General features: G+C 73.1%; 16 protein-coding genes. 13 read left to right on the top strand and 3 right to left on the bottom strand.

What is annotated here, in order from left to right:
* Positions 1-31 precede the first annotated feature (31 nt).
* A complete protein-coding gene (serC, locus tag IG84_RS0115340; protein ID WP_031056546.1) occupies positions 32-1150 on the bottom strand; it encodes a phosphoserine transaminase in 1119 nt (372 codons plus the stop codon).
* Between the two features lie 125 nt (positions 1151-1275).
* On the opposite strand from serC, the gene IG84_RS0115345 reads away from it, so the two are divergent.
* The 3 genes from IG84_RS0115345 (at position 1276) to IG84_RS0115355 (ending at position 6470) form a co-directional block, all read left to right on the top strand.
* A complete protein-coding gene (locus tag IG84_RS0115345) occupies positions 1276-4143 on the top strand; it encodes an FAD-binding and (Fe-S)-binding domain-containing protein (protein WP_031056549.1) in 2868 nt (955 codons plus the stop codon).
* A gap of 241 nt (positions 4144-4384) precedes the next feature.
* Entirely contained in the window at positions 4385-5215 is an 831-nt protein-coding gene (locus IG84_RS0115350; protein ID WP_382467384.1) for an EamA family transporter, read from the top strand.
* Between the two features lie 166 nt (positions 5216-5381).
* Complete coding sequence (locus IG84_RS0115355; RefSeq protein ID WP_051861734.1) at positions 5382-6470, top strand: phage baseplate protein; 1089 nt, start codon at positions 5382-5384, stop codon at positions 6468-6470.
* Between the two features lie 4 nt (positions 6471-6474).
* Here the strand turns inward: IG84_RS0115355 and IG84_RS0115360 are convergent, their stop codons facing one another.
* Positions 6475-6834 (bottom strand): cupin domain-containing protein, encoded by a 360-nt coding sequence (locus tag IG84_RS0115360; RefSeq protein WP_031056560.1) that lies wholly within the window; start codon positions 6832-6834, stop codon positions 6475-6477.
* A 240-nt stretch (positions 6835-7074) separates the two neighbouring features.
* Between IG84_RS0115360 and IG84_RS0115365 the strand changes: the two genes are divergently transcribed.
* The 8 genes from IG84_RS0115365 (at position 7075) to IG84_RS0115400 (ending at position 17317) form a co-directional block, all read left to right on the top strand.
* Positions 7075-7890, top strand: coding sequence for a TIGR03084 family metal-binding protein (locus IG84_RS0115365; RefSeq protein WP_031056563.1), 816 nt, complete (start codon positions 7075-7077; stop codon positions 7888-7890).
* A complete protein-coding gene (locus IG84_RS0115370) occupies positions 7887-9623 on the top strand; it encodes an acyclic terpene utilization AtuA family protein (RefSeq protein ID WP_031056565.1) in 1737 nt (578 codons plus the stop codon). Before IG84_RS0115365 ends, IG84_RS0115370 begins: the two co-directional genes overlap by 4 nt.
* Positions 9620-11218 carry an acyl-CoA carboxylase subunit beta gene (locus IG84_RS0115375; RefSeq protein WP_031056567.1) on the top strand — a complete coding sequence of 533 codons (1599 nt, stop codon included), beginning with the start codon at positions 9620-9622 and terminating at the stop codon, positions 11216-11218. The genes IG84_RS0115370 and IG84_RS0115375 overlap by 4 nt, the downstream gene beginning before the upstream one ends.
* Before the next feature lie 7 nt (positions 11219-11225).
* Positions 11226-13067 (top strand): acetyl/propionyl/methylcrotonyl-CoA carboxylase subunit alpha, encoded by a 1842-nt coding sequence (locus IG84_RS0115380; RefSeq protein ID WP_031056570.1) that lies wholly within the window; start codon positions 11226-11228, stop codon positions 13065-13067.
* A 29-nt stretch (positions 13068-13096) separates the two neighbouring features.
* On the top strand, positions 13097-14281 hold the full coding sequence (locus tag IG84_RS0115385) for an acyl-CoA dehydrogenase family protein (protein ID WP_031056574.1): 1185 nt from the start codon (positions 13097-13099) through the stop codon (positions 14279-14281).
* A 92-nt stretch (positions 14282-14373) separates the two neighbouring features.
* On the top strand, positions 14374-15957 hold the full coding sequence (locus IG84_RS0115390; protein ID WP_031056577.1) for an AMP-binding protein: 1584 nt from the start codon (positions 14374-14376) through the stop codon (positions 15955-15957).
* Positions 15954-16724: an enoyl-CoA hydratase family protein gene (locus IG84_RS0115395; RefSeq protein WP_031056579.1), complete on the top strand. Its 771-nt coding sequence runs from the start codon at positions 15954-15956 to the stop codon at positions 16722-16724. Before IG84_RS0115390 ends, IG84_RS0115395 begins: the two co-directional genes overlap by 4 nt.
* Positions 16712-17317, top strand: a complete 606-nt coding sequence (locus IG84_RS0115400) for a TetR/AcrR family transcriptional regulator (RefSeq protein WP_031056582.1) — start codon at positions 16712-16714, stop codon at positions 17315-17317. Before IG84_RS0115395 ends, IG84_RS0115400 begins: the two co-directional genes overlap by 13 nt.
* 68 nt (positions 17318-17385) lie before the next feature.
* Here IG84_RS0115400 and IG84_RS0115405 read toward each other — a convergent pair whose 3' ends face one another.
* Positions 17386-18489 carry a citrate synthase 2 gene (locus IG84_RS0115405; protein WP_031056584.1) on the bottom strand — a complete coding sequence of 368 codons (1104 nt, stop codon included), beginning with the start codon at positions 18487-18489 and terminating at the stop codon, positions 17386-17388.
* 408 nt (positions 18490-18897) lie between these two features.
* Between IG84_RS0115405 and pdxH the strand changes: the two genes are divergently transcribed.
* Positions 18898-19578, top strand: coding sequence for a pyridoxamine 5'-phosphate oxidase (gene pdxH / locus IG84_RS0115410; protein ID WP_245659359.1), 681 nt, complete (start codon positions 18898-18900; stop codon positions 19576-19578).
* A 548-nt stretch (positions 19579-20126) separates the two neighbouring features.
* On the top strand, positions 20127-21482 hold the full coding sequence (locus IG84_RS0115415; RefSeq protein WP_037800347.1) for a PAS domain-containing protein: 1356 nt from the start codon (positions 20127-20129) through the stop codon (positions 21480-21482).
* Positions 21483-21552: the final 70 nt, after the last annotated feature.

Raw genomic sequence — 21552 nt, forward strand, 5'->3', positions numbered from 1 at the left:
GTACGTCAGCGCATCTGCGCGACCGGAGTGATCAGAGCTTGTCGATCACGTAGTCGATGCAGTTCGTCAGCGCCTCGACGTCCGCCGGGTCGATCGCCGGGAACATCGCGACGCGGAGCTGGTTGCGGCCCAGCTTGCGGTACGGGTCGGTGTCGACGATGCCGTTGGCGCGCAGGACCTTGGCCACGGCCGCGGCGTCCACGTCCTCGTTGAAGTCGATCGTGCCGATGACCTGCGAGCGCTTCGCCGGGTCGGTGACGAACGGGGTGGCGTACTTGGAGTCCTCGGCCCAGCCGTACAGCGTGCGCGAGGAGGTCGCGGTGCGGCGGACCGCCCAGTCCAGGCCGCCCTGGCCATTGATCCAGTCGAGCTGCTCGCCCAGCAGGAAGAGCGTGGAGAGGGCCGGGGTGTTGTACGTCTGGTTCTTCAGCGAGTTGTCGATCGCCGTGGGGAGCGAGAAGAACTCGGGGACGTGGCGGCCGGAGGCGTGGACCGCGCGGGCGCGCTCCAGGGCCGCGGGCGAGAAGACGCCGATCCACAGGCCGCCGTCGGAGGCGAAGGACTTCTGCGGGGCGAAGTAGTAGACGTCCGTCTCGGCGATGTCGACCGGGAGGCCGCCGGCGCCGGAGGTGGCGTCGACCAGGACGAGGGAGCCCTCGTCGGCGCCCGCGACGCGCTTGATGGGCGCGGCGACACCGGTGGAGGTCTCGTTGTGCGTGAAGGCGTAGACGTCCACGCCCGCCTCGGCCTGCGGCTCCGGGTGCGTGCCGGGGTCGGAGGAGATGACGGTGGGCTCCTCCAGCCAGGGCGCGAGCTTGCTGGCCTTGGCGAACTTCGAGGAGAACTCGCCGAAGGAGAGGTGCTGGGACTTGCGCTCGATCAGGCCGTGCGTCGCGATGTCCCAGAACGCGGTCGAGCCGCCGTTGCCCAGGATGACCTCGTAGCCCTCGGGGAGCTGGAAGAGGTCGCGCACGCCCTCGCGCACCTTGCCGACCAGGTTCTTGACCGGGGCCTGGCGGTGAGAGGTACCGAGGAGGGAGGTTCCGGTGGCGGCCAGGGCGTCGAGCGCCTCCGTACGCACCTTGGAGGGGCCAGCGCCGAAACGTCCGTCGGCGGGCTTGATGTCAGCGGGAATCTGGATCTCAGCCACGTATGAAGCCTAATCCGTCGGGCCGCCGGGTTCTGACCGGAGTCCAGCGGTTGAGACGGGAGTGTCCGGGGACGGGCGGGCGTCGCGGGCCATCTCCTGCTGTCCCGCGGGGCAGGCTGAGGGGTATGGCTGAGCGTGTGCAGAAGGAGACAGGGGCAGGGGCGGCGGACCGGGAGCTGGTACGGGCGCTGAGTACGGCCGTGCGGGGCGAGGTGTCGGGCACCGCGACGGACCGGGCGCTGGTGACCATGGACGCGTCGAACTACCGGCGGGTGCCGCGGGCGGTCGTCGCGCCGCGGGACGAAGCGGATGTCGCGGCCGCGCTGCGGGTCTGCCGGGAGCACGGCGTGCCGGTGGTGCCGCGCGGCGGCGGCACGTCCATCGCGGGGCAGGCCACCGGCACGGGCGTGGTGCTCGACTTCACCCGCCACATGCGGCGGATCGTGTCGCTGGACCCGGAGGCGCGGACGGCCGTGGTCCAGCCCGGCGTGATCTGCGACGAGCTGCGCACCGCGGCCGCCGCGCACGGCCTGACCTTCGGCCCCGACCCCTCCACGCACAGCCGCTGCACGATCGGCGGCATGATCGGCAACAACTCCTGCGGCTCGCACTCGGTGGCCTGGGGGACGACGGCGGACAACGTGAGCGCGCTGGACGTGCTGACGTACGGGGGCGAGCGCGTCCGGGCGGGCCAGGGGCTCGACGGTGTGCCGGGCGCCCTCGCGGACGGCGTGCGCGCCCTGGTCGACGGGGACCTCGCGCTGCTGCGCACCGGTTTCCCCGAGCTGCCGCGCCGGATCTCCGGGTACGCGCTGGACGCGCTGCTGCCGGAGAACGGCGTCGATCTCGCTCGGGCGCTCACCGGGAGCGAGGGCACCCTCGGCGTGCTGACCGAGGCGACGGTGAAGCTGGTCGAGGCGCCGGCCGCCCGGGTCCTCGCCGTACTGGGGTACCCGGACGAGAGCGCCGCCGCCGAGGCCGCGCACACCCTGCTGCCGTTCGGGCCGCTGACCGTGGAGGGCATGGCGTCCGACCTGGTGCCCGATCCGGGCGGGCTGCCCAAGGGCGGTGCGTGGCTCTTCGTGGAGATGGGCGGTGGCTCGCCGGAGGAGGCGCGGGCGCGCGCCGAGGAGCTGTCCCGGGCGGCGGCCGCCGACGGCGTCACGGACCATCTGCTCGTGTCGGACCCGGCGGGGCAGCGCGCCCTGTGGCGGGTGCGGGAGGACGCCTCGGGGACGGCGACCCGGATGCCGGACGGGAGCGAGGCGTGGCCCGGGTGGGAGGACTGCGCGGTTCCTCCGGCGCGGCTCGGCGGCTATCTGCGCGACTTCCGGGGGCTGCTCGGACAGCACGGGCTGCGCGGCACTCCGTACGGCCACTTCGGGGACGGCTGCATCCACGTACGCATCGACTTCGACCTGCTCACTGGTCCGGGCATCCGGCGCTTCCGGGACTTCTCGCACGACCTGGCGGACCTGGTCGTCGCGCACGGCGGGTCGCTGTCCGGCGAGCACGGCGACGGGCAGGCGCGCGCGGAACTGCTGCCGAAGATGTACGGGCCGGAACTCACCGGTCTCTTCGGGCGCTTCAAGGACGTGTGGGACCCGGCGGGCGGGCTCAACCCCGGCATGCTCGTCCGTCCGGACCGTATGGACGACAATCTCCGCTTCGCCGTGCTGCCGCGGAAGCCGGTCGATGTGGAGTTCGGCTATCCGCACGACAAGGGGGACTTCTCCGCTGCCGTACGGCGCTGCGTCGGCGTCGCCAAGTGCCGCAACACCTCCGTCTCCGGCGCGGGCGTGATGTGCCCCTCCTTCCGGGCGACCGGCGAGGAGCAGCACTCGACCCGCGGCCGCGCCCGGCTGCTGCACGAGATGCTGGCGGGCGAGGTGGTCACGGACGGCTGGCGCTCGACCGAAGTGCGTGACGCGCTGGACCTGTGCCTGTCCTGCAAGGGGTGCCGCAGCGACTGCCCGGTGGGCGTCGACATGGCGACGTACAAGGCGGAGTTCCTGCACCACCACTACGAAGGCCGGCTGCGGCCCGCCGCGCACTACGCCATGGGGCGGCTGCCGCTGTGGCTGCGGGCCGCCGCGATCTCCCGGCTGGCGCCGGTGATCAATGCCGCGGCCCGGGTCGGGCCGCTCGCCGCGCTGGCCAAACGGGCGGGCGGCATCGCGCCGGAGCGCACGATCCCGGAGATCGCGCCGGAGCCGTTCACACGCTGGCTGGACCGCCGCTCCCGGGCACGCCTCGGCGACGGTACGCACATCTTCTCCAGCGACCGGGTCGCCTTCCTCTGGCCGGACACCTTCACCAACCACCTCGCGCCGTCCGTCGGCCGGGCCGCCGTCAAGGTCCTGGAGGCGACCGGCAGGGAGGTCCTGATCCCGGGCCGGGGCGACAGAAAACCTGTCTGCTGCGGCCTGACCTACGTCTCCACCGGCCAGCTCGACCAGGCCCGCAAGGTCATGCGGCGCACCCTGGACCGCGTCGAGACGACGCTCGGCTCGCCGGTCGTCGTCCTGGAGCCGAGCTGCGCCGCCACCCTCCGCACCGACCTCCCCGAACTGCTTCCGGACGATCCCCGCGCCGCCGAGCTGGCCGGCTCCGTGCGCACCTTCGCGCAGTACCTGGAGGAGTACGCGCCGGACTGGCGGCCGCCGCGCGTCGACCGCCCGGTGGCCGGGCAGACCCACTGCCACCAGCACGCCGTGCTCGGGGACGCGGCGGAGCGCCGGCTGCGCGAGCGGGCCGGGCTGACCGGCGAGCTGAGCGGCGGCTGCTGCGGGCTGGCGGGCAATTTCGGTTTCGAGCGCGGCCATTACGACGTGTCCGTGGCGTGCGCGGAGGAGCAGTTGCTGCCGGCCGTACGGGACGCGGACCCGGACGCGGAGATCGTCGCCGACGGCTTCTCCTGCCGTACGCAGCTCGCGCAGCTCGGCGCGCGGCCCGGGCGCCATCTGGCGGAGGTACTGGCGGAGCATCTGTGACGGCCCGGCCGGAAACCTCTGTCAGTACCTAAAGACGCTGAAGCGCATTTCACCAACCGGGGCGGCGGCCCTTAGCTTGGGGTGTGTGAACCACTCGTCTCCCCAGTCCGGCCCGCAGGCCGACCCTCGCTCCAGCTCCTCCGCCGGCCTCCCGGACGCCAGCGAGCCCGCGCAGCTCGCGGCGGTACCGGCCTCGGAGGAGGTACGGCGGACCGAGCGGGCCGGCGGCTCCCGCGCCCGCCTGACCTCCGTCGGGCTGGTCATCGGCGGCATCGTCTCGCTGCAGTTCGGCTCGTCGGTGGCGGTACTGCTGTTCCCGCGGGCCGGTGCGCTCGGCGTGGTCACGCTGCGCCTCGTCGTCGCGGCGCTGGTCCTGCTCGTGGCCTGCCGCCCGAAGCTGCGCGGCTACTCGCGCGGCGACTGGGCCACCGTCGTCGGCTTCGGCATCGCGCTGGCCGGCATGAACTCGCTCTTCTACCAGGCCATCGACCGCATCCCGCTGGGCGCCGCGGTCACCCTGGAATTCCTCGGCCCGCTGGTGCTGTCGATCGTGACCTCGCGGCGCGCGCTGAGCCTGGTGTGGGCGGCGCTCGCGCTCGGCGGCGTCGCGCTGCTGGGCCGCGAGGGCTTCGACGGGCTGAACGCGGCCGGCGCCGGCTTCGCCCTGGCGGCCGGCGCGCTGTGGGCCGCGTACATCCTGCTGTCCGCCCGCGCGGGACAGCGCTTCCCGCAGGCGGACGGGCTGGCGCTGGCGATGACCGTCGCGGCCGTCCTCAGCCTGCCGCTGGGTGTCGCGTCCGCCGGTTCGGCGCTGATCGACCCCGTGACGCTCGGCCTCGGCGCGGCCGTCGCGCTGATGTCCTCGGTGCTGCCGTACACCCTGGAGCTGCTGGCCCTGCGCAGGCTCCCGGCGTCCGGCTTCGCCGTGATGATGAGCCTGGAGCCGGCCGCGGCGGCGACGGCGGGCTTCCTGGTCCTGCACCAGGCGCTCGGCTGGGCGGAGATCGCCGCCATCGCCATGGTCGTCCTCGCGAGCGTCGGCGCGGTCCGCTCGGCGGGCTCCGCCCACTGACCCCACCGCCGGCCCGTGGGGGCCGTTGGCGTGAGCGGCCGGGGGCGGATGGATGAAGCCGCCGGAAAACGCGTGTGGCGCCTGTCCGTCACCGGTCACACGTCTCCCTGTACGGAACGAGGACGTACGGGACGGCGAGTATGGCGGCGACGGAGGGGTCAGCGGTATGACGGGGATCGGGCGCAGGGAACTTCTCAGGTTCGGAGGCGCCGCGGTTCTCGGCGGCCCGGTGCTGCTCACCGGCCGGGCGGAGGCTGTGCCGGGGCCACCCGGCCCGGGCGGCCGGCCGGTCCCCACCGTCAGCCCGGCGCCCGCCACCATGCCGGACGTCGACATGCCCGGGGCCGCCCAGGACGCGGGCGGCATGATCGACCTGTCCGGACCGGCCACCGTGCTGCTGCAGAAAAAGCGGCTCACGCACTTCTCCGTCCTGCAGTCCTTCGCGTTCGACGAGGAGGCCGGGTACATCTACGCCCTCCAGGTCGTGCAGGGCGGCGTCCGCCTGAGGGGTGAGGCGCGGACGTACAGCCACGCGCAGCGGGTCACCCGCGGCGACCTGTGCCTGAACCGCCTCACCATGTCCGGGAAGCTGAAGGACCGGATGTTCCTCACCGGCTTCGGGCACGGCGGCTCCCTCGGCGTGCAGCACCGGCCCGGGAAGGTGCCGCTGCTCTGGACCGAGTGGGACGTCAACCCCGCCTCCGGCTACGGCCGCGGCATCGCCCGCTTCCCCTACCGCCCGAACCGGGTGCTGCGGGCCGGCGACCGCTCGCTGCTCACGTACCGTCCGCAGCCCGGCACCACGAAGAACCAGCCGGCGGTCGACATGACCACCCGCCGCCTGCTGCTCCGCTACCGCCGCGCGACCGGCATCTACCGTTACGCGCTCTACGACCTGGACGACTTCGCCGCGGGCACCCCGAAGCCGCTCGCCGACGTCGCGCAGCCGCTCCTGCGCAAGGGCGTCTTCCACCAGGGGCTGGCGCTGTCGGGGGACTACGCGTACCAGCTCACCGGCAGTCCGTTCGGTCCGGGGAATCCGGCGTCCGGACCCGGCAACGCCCGTCTGACCTGCATCGACCTGCGCAGCGGCGCGATCGTGCAGGAGGTCCGCACGAGGGCGGGGCAGAAGCTGCACCCGCGTGAGCCGGAGGGCCTGGCCGTGCTGCACCGCGGCGGCGAACGGCTGGTTGCGGGCTTCACCTCGGGCAAGGTCAACCGCCGCCGCTTCTCGCTGTACGCGCACGGCGGCTGAACTCTTACCGCGACTTCGCGTACTCCTGGGCCATGGCGCCGGCGAAGTCGTACACCACGACCGTTTCGTTCCCGACGACCCAGGCGTCGTGCCCGGGGGAGATCACGAAGACATCGCCGGGACCGGCTTCGCCCTCCGTACCGTCGTCCATGAGGACGTGCATACGTCCTTGTGCGACATAGCCGTTGTGCGGAACCTCGCAGCTTCTGGTCCCCGCGAGCGGGGCCACGGACTCGGACCAGCGCCAGCCCGGCTCGAAGGTCGCCTTGGCGAAGTCCAGCCCGGACAGGTGGACGCTGTCGAGGTGGCCATGGGGAAATTCGCGCCGTTCATCCGGCTGTTCGATCGTCTTGACCTCAAGGATCGTCTTTTCCTTAAGCACGATGGATCCCTTCGTTCTCGGCCCCCTCTCTTCATGGTGCGCCTGCAAATCGGGGGCCACCATTCGGGGGAGAAGGGCCTGAAAAGGGGGCAGAAGCGGACCCGAAAAAATCATGCAGGCATGCTTGATTGTTTCTGGGCCTACTGCCACTCTCATAGCCGCACCACACACGTCAACGCGGCCCGTCCGCCTGTGAGTCGGGCCCGATGAGGGGAGTGCAGCGTGTCCGACCCGAGCCCGGTGCTCGCCGATCTGCGCGTGGAGGGCCAGGCGCTGGACGCCCTCGTGGGGCCGCTCGCCGCGGACCGCTGGGCGACACCGACGCCCGCCGCCGGCTGGACGATCGCCCACCAGATCGCCCATCTCGCCTGGACCGACCAGCAGGCGCTGCGCGCGGCCACCGACCCGGACGGCTTCCGGCGCGCCGCCGAGGCGGCGCTCGCCTCCCCGGACACCTTCGTCGACGAAGGTGCCGAGGAAGGGGCCCGCCGGCCGCCCGCCGAGCTGCTGGCCCACTGGCGCGCGGGCCGCGAGGCGCTGCACGACGCGCTCGCCGCGTACACCGGCGGCCGGCTGCCGTGGTTCGGCCCGCCGATGAGCATCACCTCGATGGCGACCGCCCGGCTGATGGAGACCTGGGCGCACGGCCAGGACGTCGCCGACGCGCTGGGCGCCGTACGGGAGCCGACCGCCCGGCTGCGGCACGTCGCCCATATCGGCGTACGGGCACGGAACTTCGCCTTCCTGGCGCACGGACTCACGCCCCCGGAGGAGGAGTTCCGCGTCGAGCTGCGGGCGCCGGGCCCGGACGGCGGGGTGTGGACGTACGGCCCCGAGGACGCGGCGCAGCGGGTGAGTGGCGACGCGCTCGGCTTCTGCCTGCTGGTCACGCAGCGGGCGCACCGCGACGACGTGGACGTACGGGCCGAGGGCGCGGAGGCCGAACGGTGGCTGGGCATCGCCCAGGCGTTCGCCGGGCCGCCGGGCCCGGGCCGCAGCCCCCGACCGGCCGCCGCCCCGAAGGGACCCACCGCGTGACCCCGGCGCCCACCGCACCCCTGCGCATCGGCAACGCCTCCGGCTTCTACGGCGACCGCTTCGGCGCGCTGGAGGAGATGCTCACCGGCGGCCCCCTCGACATCCTCACCGGCGACTACCTCGCCGAACTCACCATGCTCATCCTCGGCCGGGACCGCCTGAAGGACCCGGGCCGCGGCTACGCGAAGACGTTCCTGCGGCAGTTGGAGACCGGCCTCGGGCTTGCCGCCGAGCGGGGCGTACGGATCGTTACCAACGCGGGCGGCCTGAACCCGGCCGGACTCGCCGACGCGGTACGGGAGTTGGCGGAGAAGGTCGGCGTCCCGGTGCGCGTGGCGCACGTCGAGGGCGACGATCTCCTGGCCAGACCCGGCTGGCCCGCCGGCACCCTGACCGCCAATGCCTATCTCGGCGGGGGCGGCATCGCGGAGTGCCTGCGGGCCGGTGCCGAGATCGTCGTCACGGGTCGCGTCACCGACGCCGCGCTGGTCAGCGGCGCGGCGGCCGCGCACTTCGGCTGGCGGCCCGACGACTTCGACCGGCTGGCGGGCGCGGTGCTCGCCGGGCACGTCCTGGAGTGCGGCACCCAGGCCACTGGCGGCAATTACTCCTTCTTCGGCGCCCTGGACGTGCACCGCCCCGGCTTCCCGCTCGCCGAGATCGCCGAGGACGGCTCGGCGGTGATCACCAAGCACCCGGGCACCGGCGGCGCCGTCACGCCCGGCACGGTCACGGCCCAACTGCTGTACGAGACGACGGGCGCGCGGTACGCCGGGCCCGACGTGACCGCCCGGCTGGACTCCGTACGGCTGACCGAGGACGGTCCTGACCGGGTGCGCCTCGACGGCGTGCGGGGCGAGGCGCCGCCGCCCACCCTGAAGACCGGGCTGACCCGGCTCGGCGGCTGGCGCAACGAGGTCACCTTCGTGCTCACCGGGCTGGACGTGGACCTCAAGGCGCAGCTCGTGCGCGAGCAGATGGAGGCGGCCTTCGCGGCGGCCGGACGTAGGCCCGTCGAGGTGGACTGGCGGCTCGCCCGTACCGACCATCCCGACGCGGCGTCCGAGGAGGAGGCCAGTGCGCTGCTGCGGCTGGTCGTCCGGGACCCGGACCAGGACGTGGTCGGCCGGATCATCAGCGGTGCGGCGGTCGAGCTGGCCCTCGGCAGCTACCCGGGCTTCCACGTCACGGCCCCGCCCGGCAAGGGCGCACCGTACGGCGTCTTCGAGGCGGCGTACGTGCCGGCGGGGGAGGTGCCGCACGTCGCCGTGTTGCCGGACGGTCGTCGCGTGGACGTCGAACCGTGCGCCAATACACGGGAGTTGGCACGGGAGCCCGACCCTCCCCCAGCTACCGCTGGGGGTACCCCCATGCTGCCCGAACCGCTGCACCACGACGGCCCCACCCGCCGCGCCCCGCTCGGCCTCGTCGCCGGGGCCCGCAGCGGCGACAAGGGCGGCGCGGCCAACGTCGGGGTGTGGGCGCGCACGGAGGAGGCGTGGCGGTGGCTGGCACACGAGCTGACCACCGACCGGCTCCGCGCGCTCCTCCCGGAGGCCGCGGACCTGCCCGTCGAGCGGCACGTGCTGCCGAACCTGCGGGCGCTGAACTTCGTGATCGACGGACTGCTGGGCGCGGGCGTGGCCTCGCAGGCCCGCTTCGACCCGCAGGCCAAGGCCGTGGGCGAGTGGCTCCGCGCCCGCCACCTGGACATACCGGAGGTACTGCTGTGACCGTGCTCGGCACAGGGCTGGACACCGCGAGCCCCGAGTACGCGGAGAACCGCGCGGCGCTGCTCGCCAAGCTGGACGAGCTGGCCGCCGAGCAGGCCAAGGCGGTCGGCGGGGGCGGCGAGAAGTACGTCGAGCGGCACCGCAAGCGCGGCAAGCTGCTCGCCCGCGAACGCATCGAGCTGCTCCTCGACCCCGACACCCCCTTCCTGGAGCTGTCGCCGCTCGCCGCGTGGGGGAGCGACTACCAGGTGGGCGCCTCGCTGGTCACCGGGATCGGCGTGATCGAGGGCGTGGAGTGCCTGATCACCGCCAATGACCCGACCGTACGGGGCGGCGCCTCCAACCCCTGGACGCTGAAGAAGGCGCTGCGCGCGAACGAGATCGCGTACGCCAACCGGCTGCCCGTCGTCTCGCTGGTGGAGTCGGGCGGCGCGGACCTGCCCAGCCAGAAGGAGATCTTCATCCCCGGCGGGGCGCTGTTCAAGGACATCACCCGGCTCTCGGCGGCCGGTATCCCGACCGTCGCCGTCGTCTTCGGCAATTCCACCGCCGGTGGTGCGTACGTCCCCGGCATGTCCGACCACGTGATCATGGTCAAGGAGCGGGCCAAGGTCTTCCTCGGCGGGCCGCCGCTGGTGAAGATGGCCACCGGCGAAGAGAGCGACGACGAGTCCCTCGGCGGCGCCGAGATGCACGCCCGCACCTCCGGCCTCGCGGACTACTTCGCGGTGGACGAGCCGGACGCGCTGCGCCAGGCGCGGCGGGTGGTCGCCCGCCTCAACTGGCGCAAGGCGCACGCGGACCCTCCGATCGCCGACCCGCCGAAGTACGACGAGGACGAGCTGCTGGGCATCGTCCCCGGCGACCTCAAGGTCCCCTTCGACCCACGTGAGGTCATCGCCCGGCTCGTCGACGGCTCGGACTTCGACGAGTTCAAGCCGCTGTACGGGCCCTCGCTCACGACCGGGTGGGCCCGGCTGCACGGTTACCCGGTGGGCATCCTCGCCAACGCCCAGGGCGTGCTCTTCAGCGAGGAGTCGCAGAAGGCCGCCCAGTTCATCCAGTTGGCGAACCAGCGGGACATTCCGCTGCTCTTCCTGCACAACACGACCGGCTACATGGTCGGCAAGGAGTACGAGCAGGGCGGGATCATCAAGCACGGCGCGATGATGATCAACGCGGTGTCGAATTCTCGGGTGCCGCATCTGTCCGTGCTGATGGGCGCCTCGTACGGCGCGGGTCACTACGGCATGTGCGGCCGGGCCTACGACCCGCGCTTCCTCTTCGCCTGGCCGAGCGCCAAGTCGGCCGTCATGGGTCCGCAGCAGCTCGCGGGCGTGCTGTCGATCGTGGCGCGCGCCTCGGCCGCGGCGAAGGGGCAGCCGTACGACGACGAGGCGGACGCCGGGCTGCGCGCGATGGTCGAGCAGCAGATCGAGTCCGAGTCGCTGCCGATGTTCCTGTCGGGGCGGCTGTACGACGACGGCGTCATCGACCCGCGCGACACCCGCACCGTTCTGGGTCAGTGCCTGTCCGCGATCCACACCGCCCCCTACGAAGGCGCGCGTGGCGGCTTCGGCGTCTTCCGGATGTGAGGTAGCAGTGATCTCTTCCCTCCTCGTCGCCAACCGCGGCGAGATCGCCCGCCGTATCTTCCGTACCTGCCGCGACCTGGGCATATCCACCGTCGCCGTGCACTCGGACGCGGACGCCGACGCGCCCCACGTCAAGGAGGCGGACGCGGCCGTCCGCCTGCCGGGGGACGCGCCCGCCGACACGTACCTGCGGGGCGACCTGATCGTGAAGGCCGCGCTGGACGCGGGCGCCGACGCGGTCCATCCCGGGTACGGCTTCCTGTCCGAGAACGCGGAGTTCGCCGCCGCGGTGGCCGACGCCGGGCTGACCTGGATCGGCCCGCCGCCCGCCGCCATCGAGGCGATGGCCTCCAAGACCCGGGCCAAGGAGCTGATGGGCATCGCCCCGCTCACCGAGGTCACGGAGCACGACCTGCCGGTACTGGTGAAGGCGGCGGCGGGCGGCGGCGGTCGCGGGATGCGCGTGGTACGCAAACTGGCCGAGCTGGATGCCGAGTTGGCCGCGGCGCGGGCCGAGGCGCTGAGTGCCTTCGGGGACGGTGAGGTCTTCGTCGAGCCGTACGTCGAGGGTGGCCGCCATGTCGAGGTGCAGATCCTCGCCGACGCGCACGGTACGGTCTGGCCGCTGGGCACCCGCGACTGCTCCCTCCAGCGCCGCCACCAGAAGGTCATCGAGGAGGCCCCGGCCCCCGGCCTCACCCCCGAACTGACGGCCTCGCTCTACGAGATGGCCAACAGAGCCGCCCGCGCGACCGAGTACCGCGGCGCCGGCACCGTCGAATTCCTCGTCGTCGACGGCACCGCGCACTTCCTGGAGATGAACACCCGCCTCCAGGTCGAACACCCCGTCACCGAGGAGATCTTCGGCATCGACCTGGTCGCGCTGCAGATCGGTGTCGCCGAGGGCGAGCCGCTGCCCGACGCGCCGCCCGAGCCGCGCGGCCACGCCGTCGAGGCACGCCTCTACGCCGAGGACCCGGCCGCCGGCTGGGCCCCGCAAACCGGCACCCTGCACGGCCTCTCCGTACCGGGCGTCCGCCTGGACTCCGGCTACGCAGACGGCGACACCATCGGCATCCACTACGACCCGATGCTCGCCAAGGCCGTCGCCTGGGCACCCACCCGCGCCGCCGCCGTCCGCAAGCTGGCGGGCGCCCTGGACCGGGCCCGTATCCACGGCCCGGTCACCAACCGCGAGCTGCTGGTGCGCTCCCTGCGCCACCCGGAATTCACCGCGGCGCGCATGGACACCGGCTTCTACGACCGGCACCTGGCCGACCTCACGGCCGCGGCCCCCGACCCGTACGCGCCCCTGGCCGCGGCCCTCGCCGACGCGCACGGCCGCTCGCGCTTCGGCGGCTGGCGGAACGTGTACTCGCAGCCGCAGGCCAAGCGGTACCGCACCGAGCCGGACGGCACCGAACACGAGGTGCGGTACCGGCACACCCGGGACGGCCTGGCCGCCGAGGGCGTGGTGGTCGTGCACGCCGACGCGGCGCGGGTCGTGCTGGAGGCCGACGGCGTACGGCGTACGTACGAGGTCACCGCGCACGGCGACCGGGTGTACGTCGGCCGCACCACCCTCACCGCGCTGCCCCGCTTCCCCGACCCCACGGCCCGCCAGGAGCCCGGATCGCTGCTGGCCCCGATGCCCGGCACGGTGGTCCGCGTGGCGGACGGGCTCGCCGAGGGGGCCGCCGTCGAGGCCGGTCAGCCGTTGCTGTGGCTGGAGGCGATGAAGATGGAGCACCGGATCACCGCCCCGGTCACCGGAACCCTGACCGCTCTGCACGCCGAGCCCGGCCGCCAGGTCGAGGTCGGCGCCCTGCTCGCCGTAGTCACCAACTGATGTCGTCCTCAATCGCCGGACGGGCTGGAATGGGAGACCCCGTGATCGAAACCGAAGAGCACCAGGCCCTGCGTGACGCCGTCGCCGCCCTCGGCAAGCGGTACGGACGCGAGTACTTCACCCAGGTCGTCGCCGAGGGCAAGCACACGGACGAGCTGTGGGCCGAGGCCGCCAAGCTCGGGTACCTCGGCGTCAACCTCCCGGAGGAATACGGCGGCGGGGGCGGCGGCATCACCGAACTCTCCATCGTCCTGGAGGAGTTGGGTGCGGCCGGCTGTCCCCTCCTCATGCTCGTCGTCTCGCCCGCCATCTGCGGCACGGTCATCGCCCGCTTCGGTACCGAGGAGCAGAAGCGGCAGTGGCTGCCCGGCCTCGCCGACGGTTCACGCAAGATGGCGTTCGGGATCACCGAGCCCGACGCGGGCTCCAACTCGCACCGCATCACCACCACGGCACGCCGCGACCAGGAGAGCGGCGGCTGGATACTCAACGGCCGCAAGGTTTTCGTCTCCGGCGTCGACATCGCGGAGGCGACGCTGATCGTCGGCCGTACGGAGGCTGTGTCTGATAAAGGCGTGAAGACCGGCAAGCTCAAGCCCTGCCTCTTCATCGTCCCCCGCGACACCCCCGGCTTCTCCCGCAATCCGATCTCCATGGAACTGGCCGCGCCGGAGAAGCAGTTCGAGCTGGTACTGGACGATGTGCGGCTGCCCGCGGACGCGCTGGTGGGTGACGAGGACGCGGGGCTGCTCCAGCTCTTCGCCGGGCTCAACCCCGAGCGCGTGATGACCGCCGCCTTCGCGCTCGGCATGGCCCGTTACGCGCTGGAGCGGGCCGTGGAGTACGCCCGCGACCGGCAGGTGTGGAAGGTGCCGGTCGGCGCGCACCAGGCCATCGCGCACCCGCTCGCCCAGTGCCACATCGACATCGAGCTGGCCCGGCTGATGATGCACAAGGCGGCGCACCTCTACGACATCGGGGACGACATGGGAGCGGGCGAGGCCGCCAACATGGCGAAGTACGCGGCGGGGGAGGCCGCGGTGAAGACTGTCGACCAGGCCGTGCACACGCTCGGCGGCAACGGCCTGACCACGGAGTACGGCCTCGCCTCGATGATCACCGCGGCCCGGGTGGCCAGAATCGCCCCGGTCAGCCGCGAGATGATCCTCAACTTCGTCTCCCACCAGTCCCTGGGACTCCCCAAGTCGTACTGATTGCCGTCATGCTGCGGAACATCGTCCGCCACCGTCCACCCCCACGCCGCAGCCGGCAGCCGTCCGACCATCGAGCGAAGGGCCGTGAGTCCATGGTGTTCCGCAGCGAGTACCCCGATGTCGCACCGCTCGACCTGCCCATCCACGAAGCCGTACTGGGTCACTCGGCCGTCGCGCACGCCGACCGGGTGGCCCTGGTCGACGGCCTCAACGGCACGACCGTCACCTACGCCGGGCTCGATGCCCGCACCCGCCGGCTCGCCGCGGCCCTCGCCGACGCGGGCGTCCGCAAGGGCGACGTGCTGGCCCTGCACAGCCCGAACTCCCTCGCGTACCCCATCGTCTGTTACGCCGCCTCCCGCTGCGGCGCCGTCGTCACGCCCGTCCATCCGCTCGCCACCGCGGACGAGGTGGCGAAGCAGCTCCGCGACTCCGGCGCCCGCTGGCTGGTGACGGTCTCGATGCTGCTGGCCACCGCCCGTACCGCGGCGGAGAAGTGCGGCGGCGTGACGGAGATCTTCGTCTGCGACGGGGCCCAGGGCCACCGCTCCCTGACCGACCTGCTGGCCACCGGGGCGCCCGAGCCGCAGGTCACGATCGACCCGGCCGAGGACCTGGCCTGTCTGCCGTACTCCTCCGGCACCACCGGCGCGCCCAAGGGCGTGATGCTCACGCACCGCAACATCGCCACCAACCTCGTCCAGCTCGACGGCGTCCTCAGCGGCGGCCCCGGAGACCGCATTCTGGCCGTTCTTCCCTTCTTTCACATCTACGGGATGACCGCGCTGATGAACGCCCCGCTCCGGCAGGGCGCCACCGTCGTCGTCCTGCCCCGCTTCGACCTCGACACCTTCCTGACCGCCATCGAGACCCACCGGGTCAACGCGGTCTACGTGGCCCCGCCGATCGTCCTGGCGCTCGCCAAGCACCCGGCCGTCGCGGGCAGAGACCTCTCCTCGCTGGAGTACGTGCTCAGCGCGGCGGCACCGCTGGACGCCGACCTGGCGGCCGCGTGCGCCGACCGGCTGAAACTGCCGCCGCTCCTCCAGGCGTACGGCATGACCGAGCTCTCGCCCGGCACCCACGTCGTGCCGCGGGACGCCCGCCAGGCGCCGCCCGGCACGGTCGGCAAGCTGCTGCCCGGTACCGAAATGCGCATCGTCGCCCTGGACGGCGGCGCCGACCTCGGCCCGGACGCCACCGGCGAGATCCTCATCCGCGGCCCCCAGGTCATGAAGGGGTACCTGGGCCGCCCCGAGGCCACCGACGCCATGATCGACGCCGACGGCTGGCTGCACACCGGCGACATCGGCTACTGCGACGCGGACGGCTGGCTGCACATCGTCGACCGGGTCAAGGAACTGATCAAGTACAAGGGGTACCAGGTGGCCCCCGCCGACCTGGAGGCGCTGCTCCTCCAGCACGAGGACATCGCCGACGCGGCCGTCATCGGCGTGACCGACGCCGACGGCAACGAGATACCCAAGGCGTACGTCGTACGGCAGCCGGGGGCCCTGCTCACCGAGCGGGAGATCATCGCGTACGTTGCAGCCCGGGTGGCCCCCTACAAGAAGATCCGGCGGGTGGAGTTCACGGACGCCGTGCCGCGCGCCGCCACCGGCAAGATCCTGCGGCGCGAACTCCGCGCCCGGGAAAGGAGTTCCACGCCCTCATGACCGACGCACCCGAGAGCCCCCTCGTGCCGCGGGCGCACGAGCGCGGCATCACCACGCTCACCCTGGACTCGCCCGGCAACCGCAACGCGCTCTCCGCCCGCCTGGTCGCCGAACTCCACCAGGGCCTCGCGGACGCCGCCGCGGACCCCGGCACCCGCGCCGTGGTCCTCACGCACGCCGGGACGACCTTCTGCGCCGGGGCCGACCTCTCCGAGGCGGCTTCCGGCGCCGCCAAGGAGGGCCCGCTCGGGCTTGCCCGCCTGCTCCGCACGATCGTCGAGCTGCCGGTGCCCGTCGTCGCCCGGGTCACCGGGCACGTCCGGGCCGGCGGCCTCGGCCTGCTCGCCGCCTGCGACATCTCCGTGGCCGGGCCCGGCGCCAGCTTCGCCTTCACCGAGGCCCGCCTCGGCCTGGCCCCGGCCGTGATCTCGATGCCGGTACTGCCGCGCATGGACGCCCGCGCGGCGGCCCGGTACTACCTCACCGGCGAGCGCTTCGACGCCGCGGAGGCGGCCCGGACGGGGCTGGTGACGCTGGCCGCCGAGGACGTCGACGCCGCGCTGGAACCGGTACTGGCGGGCCTGCGCAAGGGCTCGCCGCAGGGCCTGGCCGAGTCCAAGAAGCTCACCGCGGCCGGGGTGCTGCGCGCCTTCGACCGCGACACCGAGGCGCTCGCCGAGCAGTCGGCGCGCCTCTTCGCCTCCGAGGACGCCCGAGAAGGCATGACCGCCTTCCTCCAGCGCCGGGAGCCGTCATGGGCACAGTGACCCGCGCCCCGAAGGAACCCCAGCAGGACCGCAGCCGCGCCACCCGCCGCCGGCTGCTCGAAGCCGCCGTCTCCTGCCTCGCCGAACACGGCTGGGCGGGCTCCACGGTGTCCGTGGTGGCCGAGCGCGCGGGCGTCTCGCGGGGCGCCGCGCAGCACCACTTCCCGACCCGCGAGGACCTGTTCACCGCGGCCGTCGAGTACGTGGCCGAGGAGCGTTCCCAGGCCCTGCGCGCCCTCTTCCCCGCCTCCGCGCCCGCCGACCGCAGGGCCGTGGTCGCCGCCGTCGTGGACCTCTACACCGGCCCGCTCTTCCGGGCCGCGCTGCACCTCTGGGTCGCCGCCGCCAACGAGGACCAGCTCCACGGCCGGGTCACCGAACTGGAGGCCCGCGTCGGCCGCGAGTCGCACCGCATCGCCGTGGAACTCCTGGGCGCCGACGAGACCGTCCCCGGCGTACGCGAGACCGTCCAGGGCCTCCTGGACATGGCCCGCGGCCTGGGCCTGGCCACCCTCCTCAGCGACGACACGGCACGCCGCGAGCGGGTCGTGACGCAGTGGGCGCGGCTGCTCGACGAGGCGCTGCGGACATGACGGACGGGCGCCCGCGGCGGGGCGCCCGTCCCTTGCGTTCTCGGGCCGTCAGCTACGCTCTCCGGCCGTCAGCGGGCCGAAATGTCCTCGTACCCGGCGATGTCGCGCGGGCTGCGCGCCGCCGGGCCCACGTACCGCGCGGAGGGCCGCACCAGGCGGCCGGTCCGCTTCTGCTCCAGGATGTGCGCGCTCCAGCCGGCCGTCCGGGCACAGGTGAACATCGACGTGAACATGTGCGCCGGGACCTCGGCGAAGTCCAGCGTGATCGCCGCCCAGAACTCCACATTGGTCGCCAGGATCCGGTCGGGCCGGCGGTTGTGCAGCTCCTCCAGCGCCGCCTTCTCCAGCGCCTCGGCGACCTCGAAGCGCGGCGCGCCCAGCTCCTTGGCCGTCCGGCGCAGCACGCGCGCCCGCGGGTCCTCCGCGCGGTACACGCGGTGCCCGAAGCCCATCAGCCGCTCGCCGCGGTCCAGCGCCTGCTTCACGTACGCCTTCGCGTCACCGGTGCGCTCGATCTCCTCGATCATGCCCAGTACGCGGGACGGCGCGCCGCCGTGCAGCGGACCGGACATCGCGCCCACCGCACCCGAGAGCGCGGCGGCCACATCCGCACCCGTGGAGGCGATGACGCGGGCGGTGAAGGTCGAGGCGTTCATGCCGTGCTCGGCGGCCGACGTCCAGTACGCGTCGACGGCCTTCACGTGCTTGGGGTCGGGCTCGCCCCGCCACCGCTTCATGAACCGCTCGACGATCGTGTCCGCCTTGTCGATCTCCTTCTGCGGGACCATCGGCAGGCCCTGGCCGCGCGCCGACTGGGCGACGTAGGACAGGGCCATGACGGCGGCGCGCGCGAGGTTGTCGCGCGCCTCGGCCTCGTCGATGTCCAGCAGCGGTTTCAGGCCCCATACCGGGGCGAGCATCGCCAGCGCGGACTGCACGTCGACGCGGATGTCACCGGAGTGCACGGGGATCGGGAACGGCTCGGCCGGCGGCAGGCCGGGGTTGAACGCCCCGTCGACCAGCAGGCCCCACACGTTCCCGAACGACACCTGGCCGACCAGGTCTTCGATGTCGACGCCGCGGTACCGCAGCGAGCCGCCTTCCTTATCCGGTTCGGCGATCTCCGTCTCGAACGCGACGACTCCTTCGAGCCCGGGTACGAAGTCGGACATCAGGCTGCTCCTCAAGCTAGGGACGGCGCGGCGGCTCGTGGCCACGCTGCCGTTCGGTCGGGGCCGTGCGGTCACGTGTGATGCGGTCGTCGGTCTCCTTGCCTGGACTGCTCGCGCTCGCCCGGCGGTCCCCGCATTCCGTGTCGGACCGCGGGCGGTGACGGTACGTCACCGGTTCGTTCCGGCGTTTCGGGGCGGACACCATATCTCCGGATGTCCGGAGCCCACAGCGTCCCAGCAGATGATTTTGGTGGGTTCCGCACGTGCGGGGAAGCGTGACATCCGGCACACTGTGCGATTTCCCAACGGGAGGGTTACGCGCCACCCAAGGCGGGCAGACTGCCAGGCCACGAGTGGCTCATGAGCAGCCCGCCGACCGCCCGCGCGACCCGGCCGATGCTGCAAGATATGCCCGTGCACTCTGCCGACGCCGCATCCGCAGCCCACCACCCCGACCCCGCCTCGATGCGCGCCCAGTACCGCGCGCACGGCCTCGCCGAGGAAGACCTCGCCGGCACTCCGTACGAACAGTTCGCGCGCTGGTTCAAGGAAGCGGCCGCGAGCGGCATACACGAACCCAACGCCATGGTCGTCTCCACGGCGGACGAGGCCGGGCGGCCCAGCTCCCGCACCGTCCTGCTGAAGGCGTTCGACGACCGCGGCTTCGTCTTCTTCACCAATTACGCCAGCCGCAAGGGCCGCGACCTCGCCGGGAACCCGGCGGTCTCACTGCTCTTCCCCTGGCACCCGCTCGCCCGCCAGGTCATCGTCGGCGGCACCGCCGAGCGCATCGGCCGCGACGAGACCGCCGCGTACTTCCGTACCCGCCCGCACGGCTCCCAGCTCGGCGCCTGGGCCAGCGAGCAGTCCTCGGTGGTCGGCTCCCGCGAGGAGCTGGAGCGGGCGTACGCGGAGCTCGCGGCCCGCTACCCCGAGGGCGAGCAGGTGCCGGCGCCGCCGCACTGGGGCGGCTACCGGGTCGCCGCCGAGTCCGTGGAGTTCTGGCAGGGGCGCGAGAACCGCCTGCACGACCGTCTGCGGTACGTCAGCACGGAGACGGGCTGGGCAGTGGAGCGGCTGGCGCCCTGAGGGGGCCGGCGGGGCCCCGCGCGGGCCTGACAACGCAGACGACCCGCGGGCCACTGCCCCGGCGCCCTGAGGCGTCGGGGGCCGGTCGGACGAACCGGCGGCCCGCGGGTCGGGTGACTGCTTGGGATTGGCCGGCTGCGCACAGGTCTCGTGCGCTGGTCCGGCGCTGCACTGAGTGAAGCGACGGGCCGCTAGCCCGCAGCCACCTCACGCGTCCGGTAGGAAATCACTTCCGAACCACCTCCCTTCTCGTGTGCACCACACACTAGGAACCCGCCCGGCTCCTCACAACCGAATTTCCGGTGGGCATCGATTTGGCGGAATGGGGTGTGGGCTGCATCACGTTCCAGTTGAATGATCCGACGTGCAGCACGTGCAGCCGCGTCCAGCAGGGGGTGCCAGTGACTGCTTCGTCCCGCCACTTCAATGCCGCGCTGCCCGGAGAACCGGGCCGCCCGGACCAGAGCCACGATCAGGGAGCGGAAACGGACCCGCCGCCGCCACCCGACAGTGAGGACTCCGGCCTGCTCGCGGCCCTCCTGGACGGCATGGACGCCGCCCTGTGCGCCCTCGACGCCGACGGCACCGTCACCCACTGGAACCGCGAGGCCGAGCGCATCCTCGGCTGGACCGCCGACGAGGCGGTCGGCCGCGCGGGCCTGGCCGGCTGGGCGGTGCGCACCGAGGACGCCGACGAGGTGCACGCGGCGCTGATGGCCGCGATGACCTCCCCGGGCCGCCAGGTGCACGAGTTCGCGCTGCTCACCAAGGACGGCGGCCGGGTCCTCGTACGGACCCAGTCCTCCGCCGTCACCGGCGCCGACGGCACGCCCGCCGGCGTGTACTGCGCCTTCAGCGAGGTCCACACCCAGATCGACCTCGAACGCTCCATCGCGCTCAGCGAGGCGCTCTTCGACGACGCGTCCTGGGGCGTGGTGCTCGTCGACGCCGATCTGCGCCCCGCGGTGGTCAATGCCCACGCCGCGCGCGCCCTGGGCCTCGGGCGCACGCACGTCCTCGGGCGCCCGCTGGGCGATCTGCTCGCCCAGGGCGTCGAGGAGCTGGAGGCCGCGCTCCAGCACGTACTGGCGGAGGGCGCGCCCCCGGCCGCCACCGAGCTGTGGGTGACGCTCCGCTCCGAGGAGGCCGAGGAGCCCCGCCGGTGCTGGCGCAGCGGCTTCCTGCGACTGGCGTCGCCGCTCGCCGAGGAGCCCGTCCCGCTCGGCGTCGGCTGGCTCTTCCAGGACATCACCGACCTCAAGCGCACCGAACAGGACAGTTCGCTGCTGCGCTTCCGCGCCAATCAGCTGCACCGCGCGGGCCGCGCGGCCGCCGAGTGCGAGGACCCGGCGGAGGCGGCCGCCGTCCACCTCGACTTCGCGCTGGCCGGCTTCGCCGACCACGGCCTGGTCGACCTCGCCATGTCCCCCTCGCCCGCCGGCCCGCCGCTGTCCGGCATGGACGCCACCACGCCCATCGAGGACGCGGACCTGGCGGCACCCGCCGACGACGAGACCGAGCCCGCGCCCCGGCTGATCCGCGTCCTCGCCTCGCCCGCGGGCGCGCCCGGACCGGCCCAGCCGGTCGCGGGTACCGGCATCCCGCTGACGTACGTCCCGGGGCACCCGGCCGTCCAGGCGTACCGGCGCCGCGGTTCGGTGCGTGCCAGCGCGGGCCTGGCGGTCACCCCGGAAGGCTGGGCGGCGGCCCGCAAGTGGCCCGAGGGCACGGTGCACGGCCTGTGTGTGGTGCTGCGCAGCCGCGGCCGGACGGTGGGCGTGGCGACGTTCCTGCGCGGCGCCTCCCGCCGCCCCTTCGACCGCGCGGACGCCGCGTATGCGGAGGAGGTCGCCTCCCGCATCGCCGCGTCACTGGATCTGGCAGAGGCGCTGGGGAAGAGATGAGGGGCGTCGGGGTCGACGCGAGGGCGGCGGCGGTGCGGGGCCCGGTCGCGGTGCCGGGCCCGGCGGCCGG

It is taken from the genome of Streptomyces ochraceiscleroticus (assembly GCF_000720485.1).
Classification (GTDB): domain Bacteria; phylum Actinomycetota; class Actinomycetes; order Streptomycetales; family Streptomycetaceae; genus Streptomyces; species Streptomyces ochraceiscleroticus.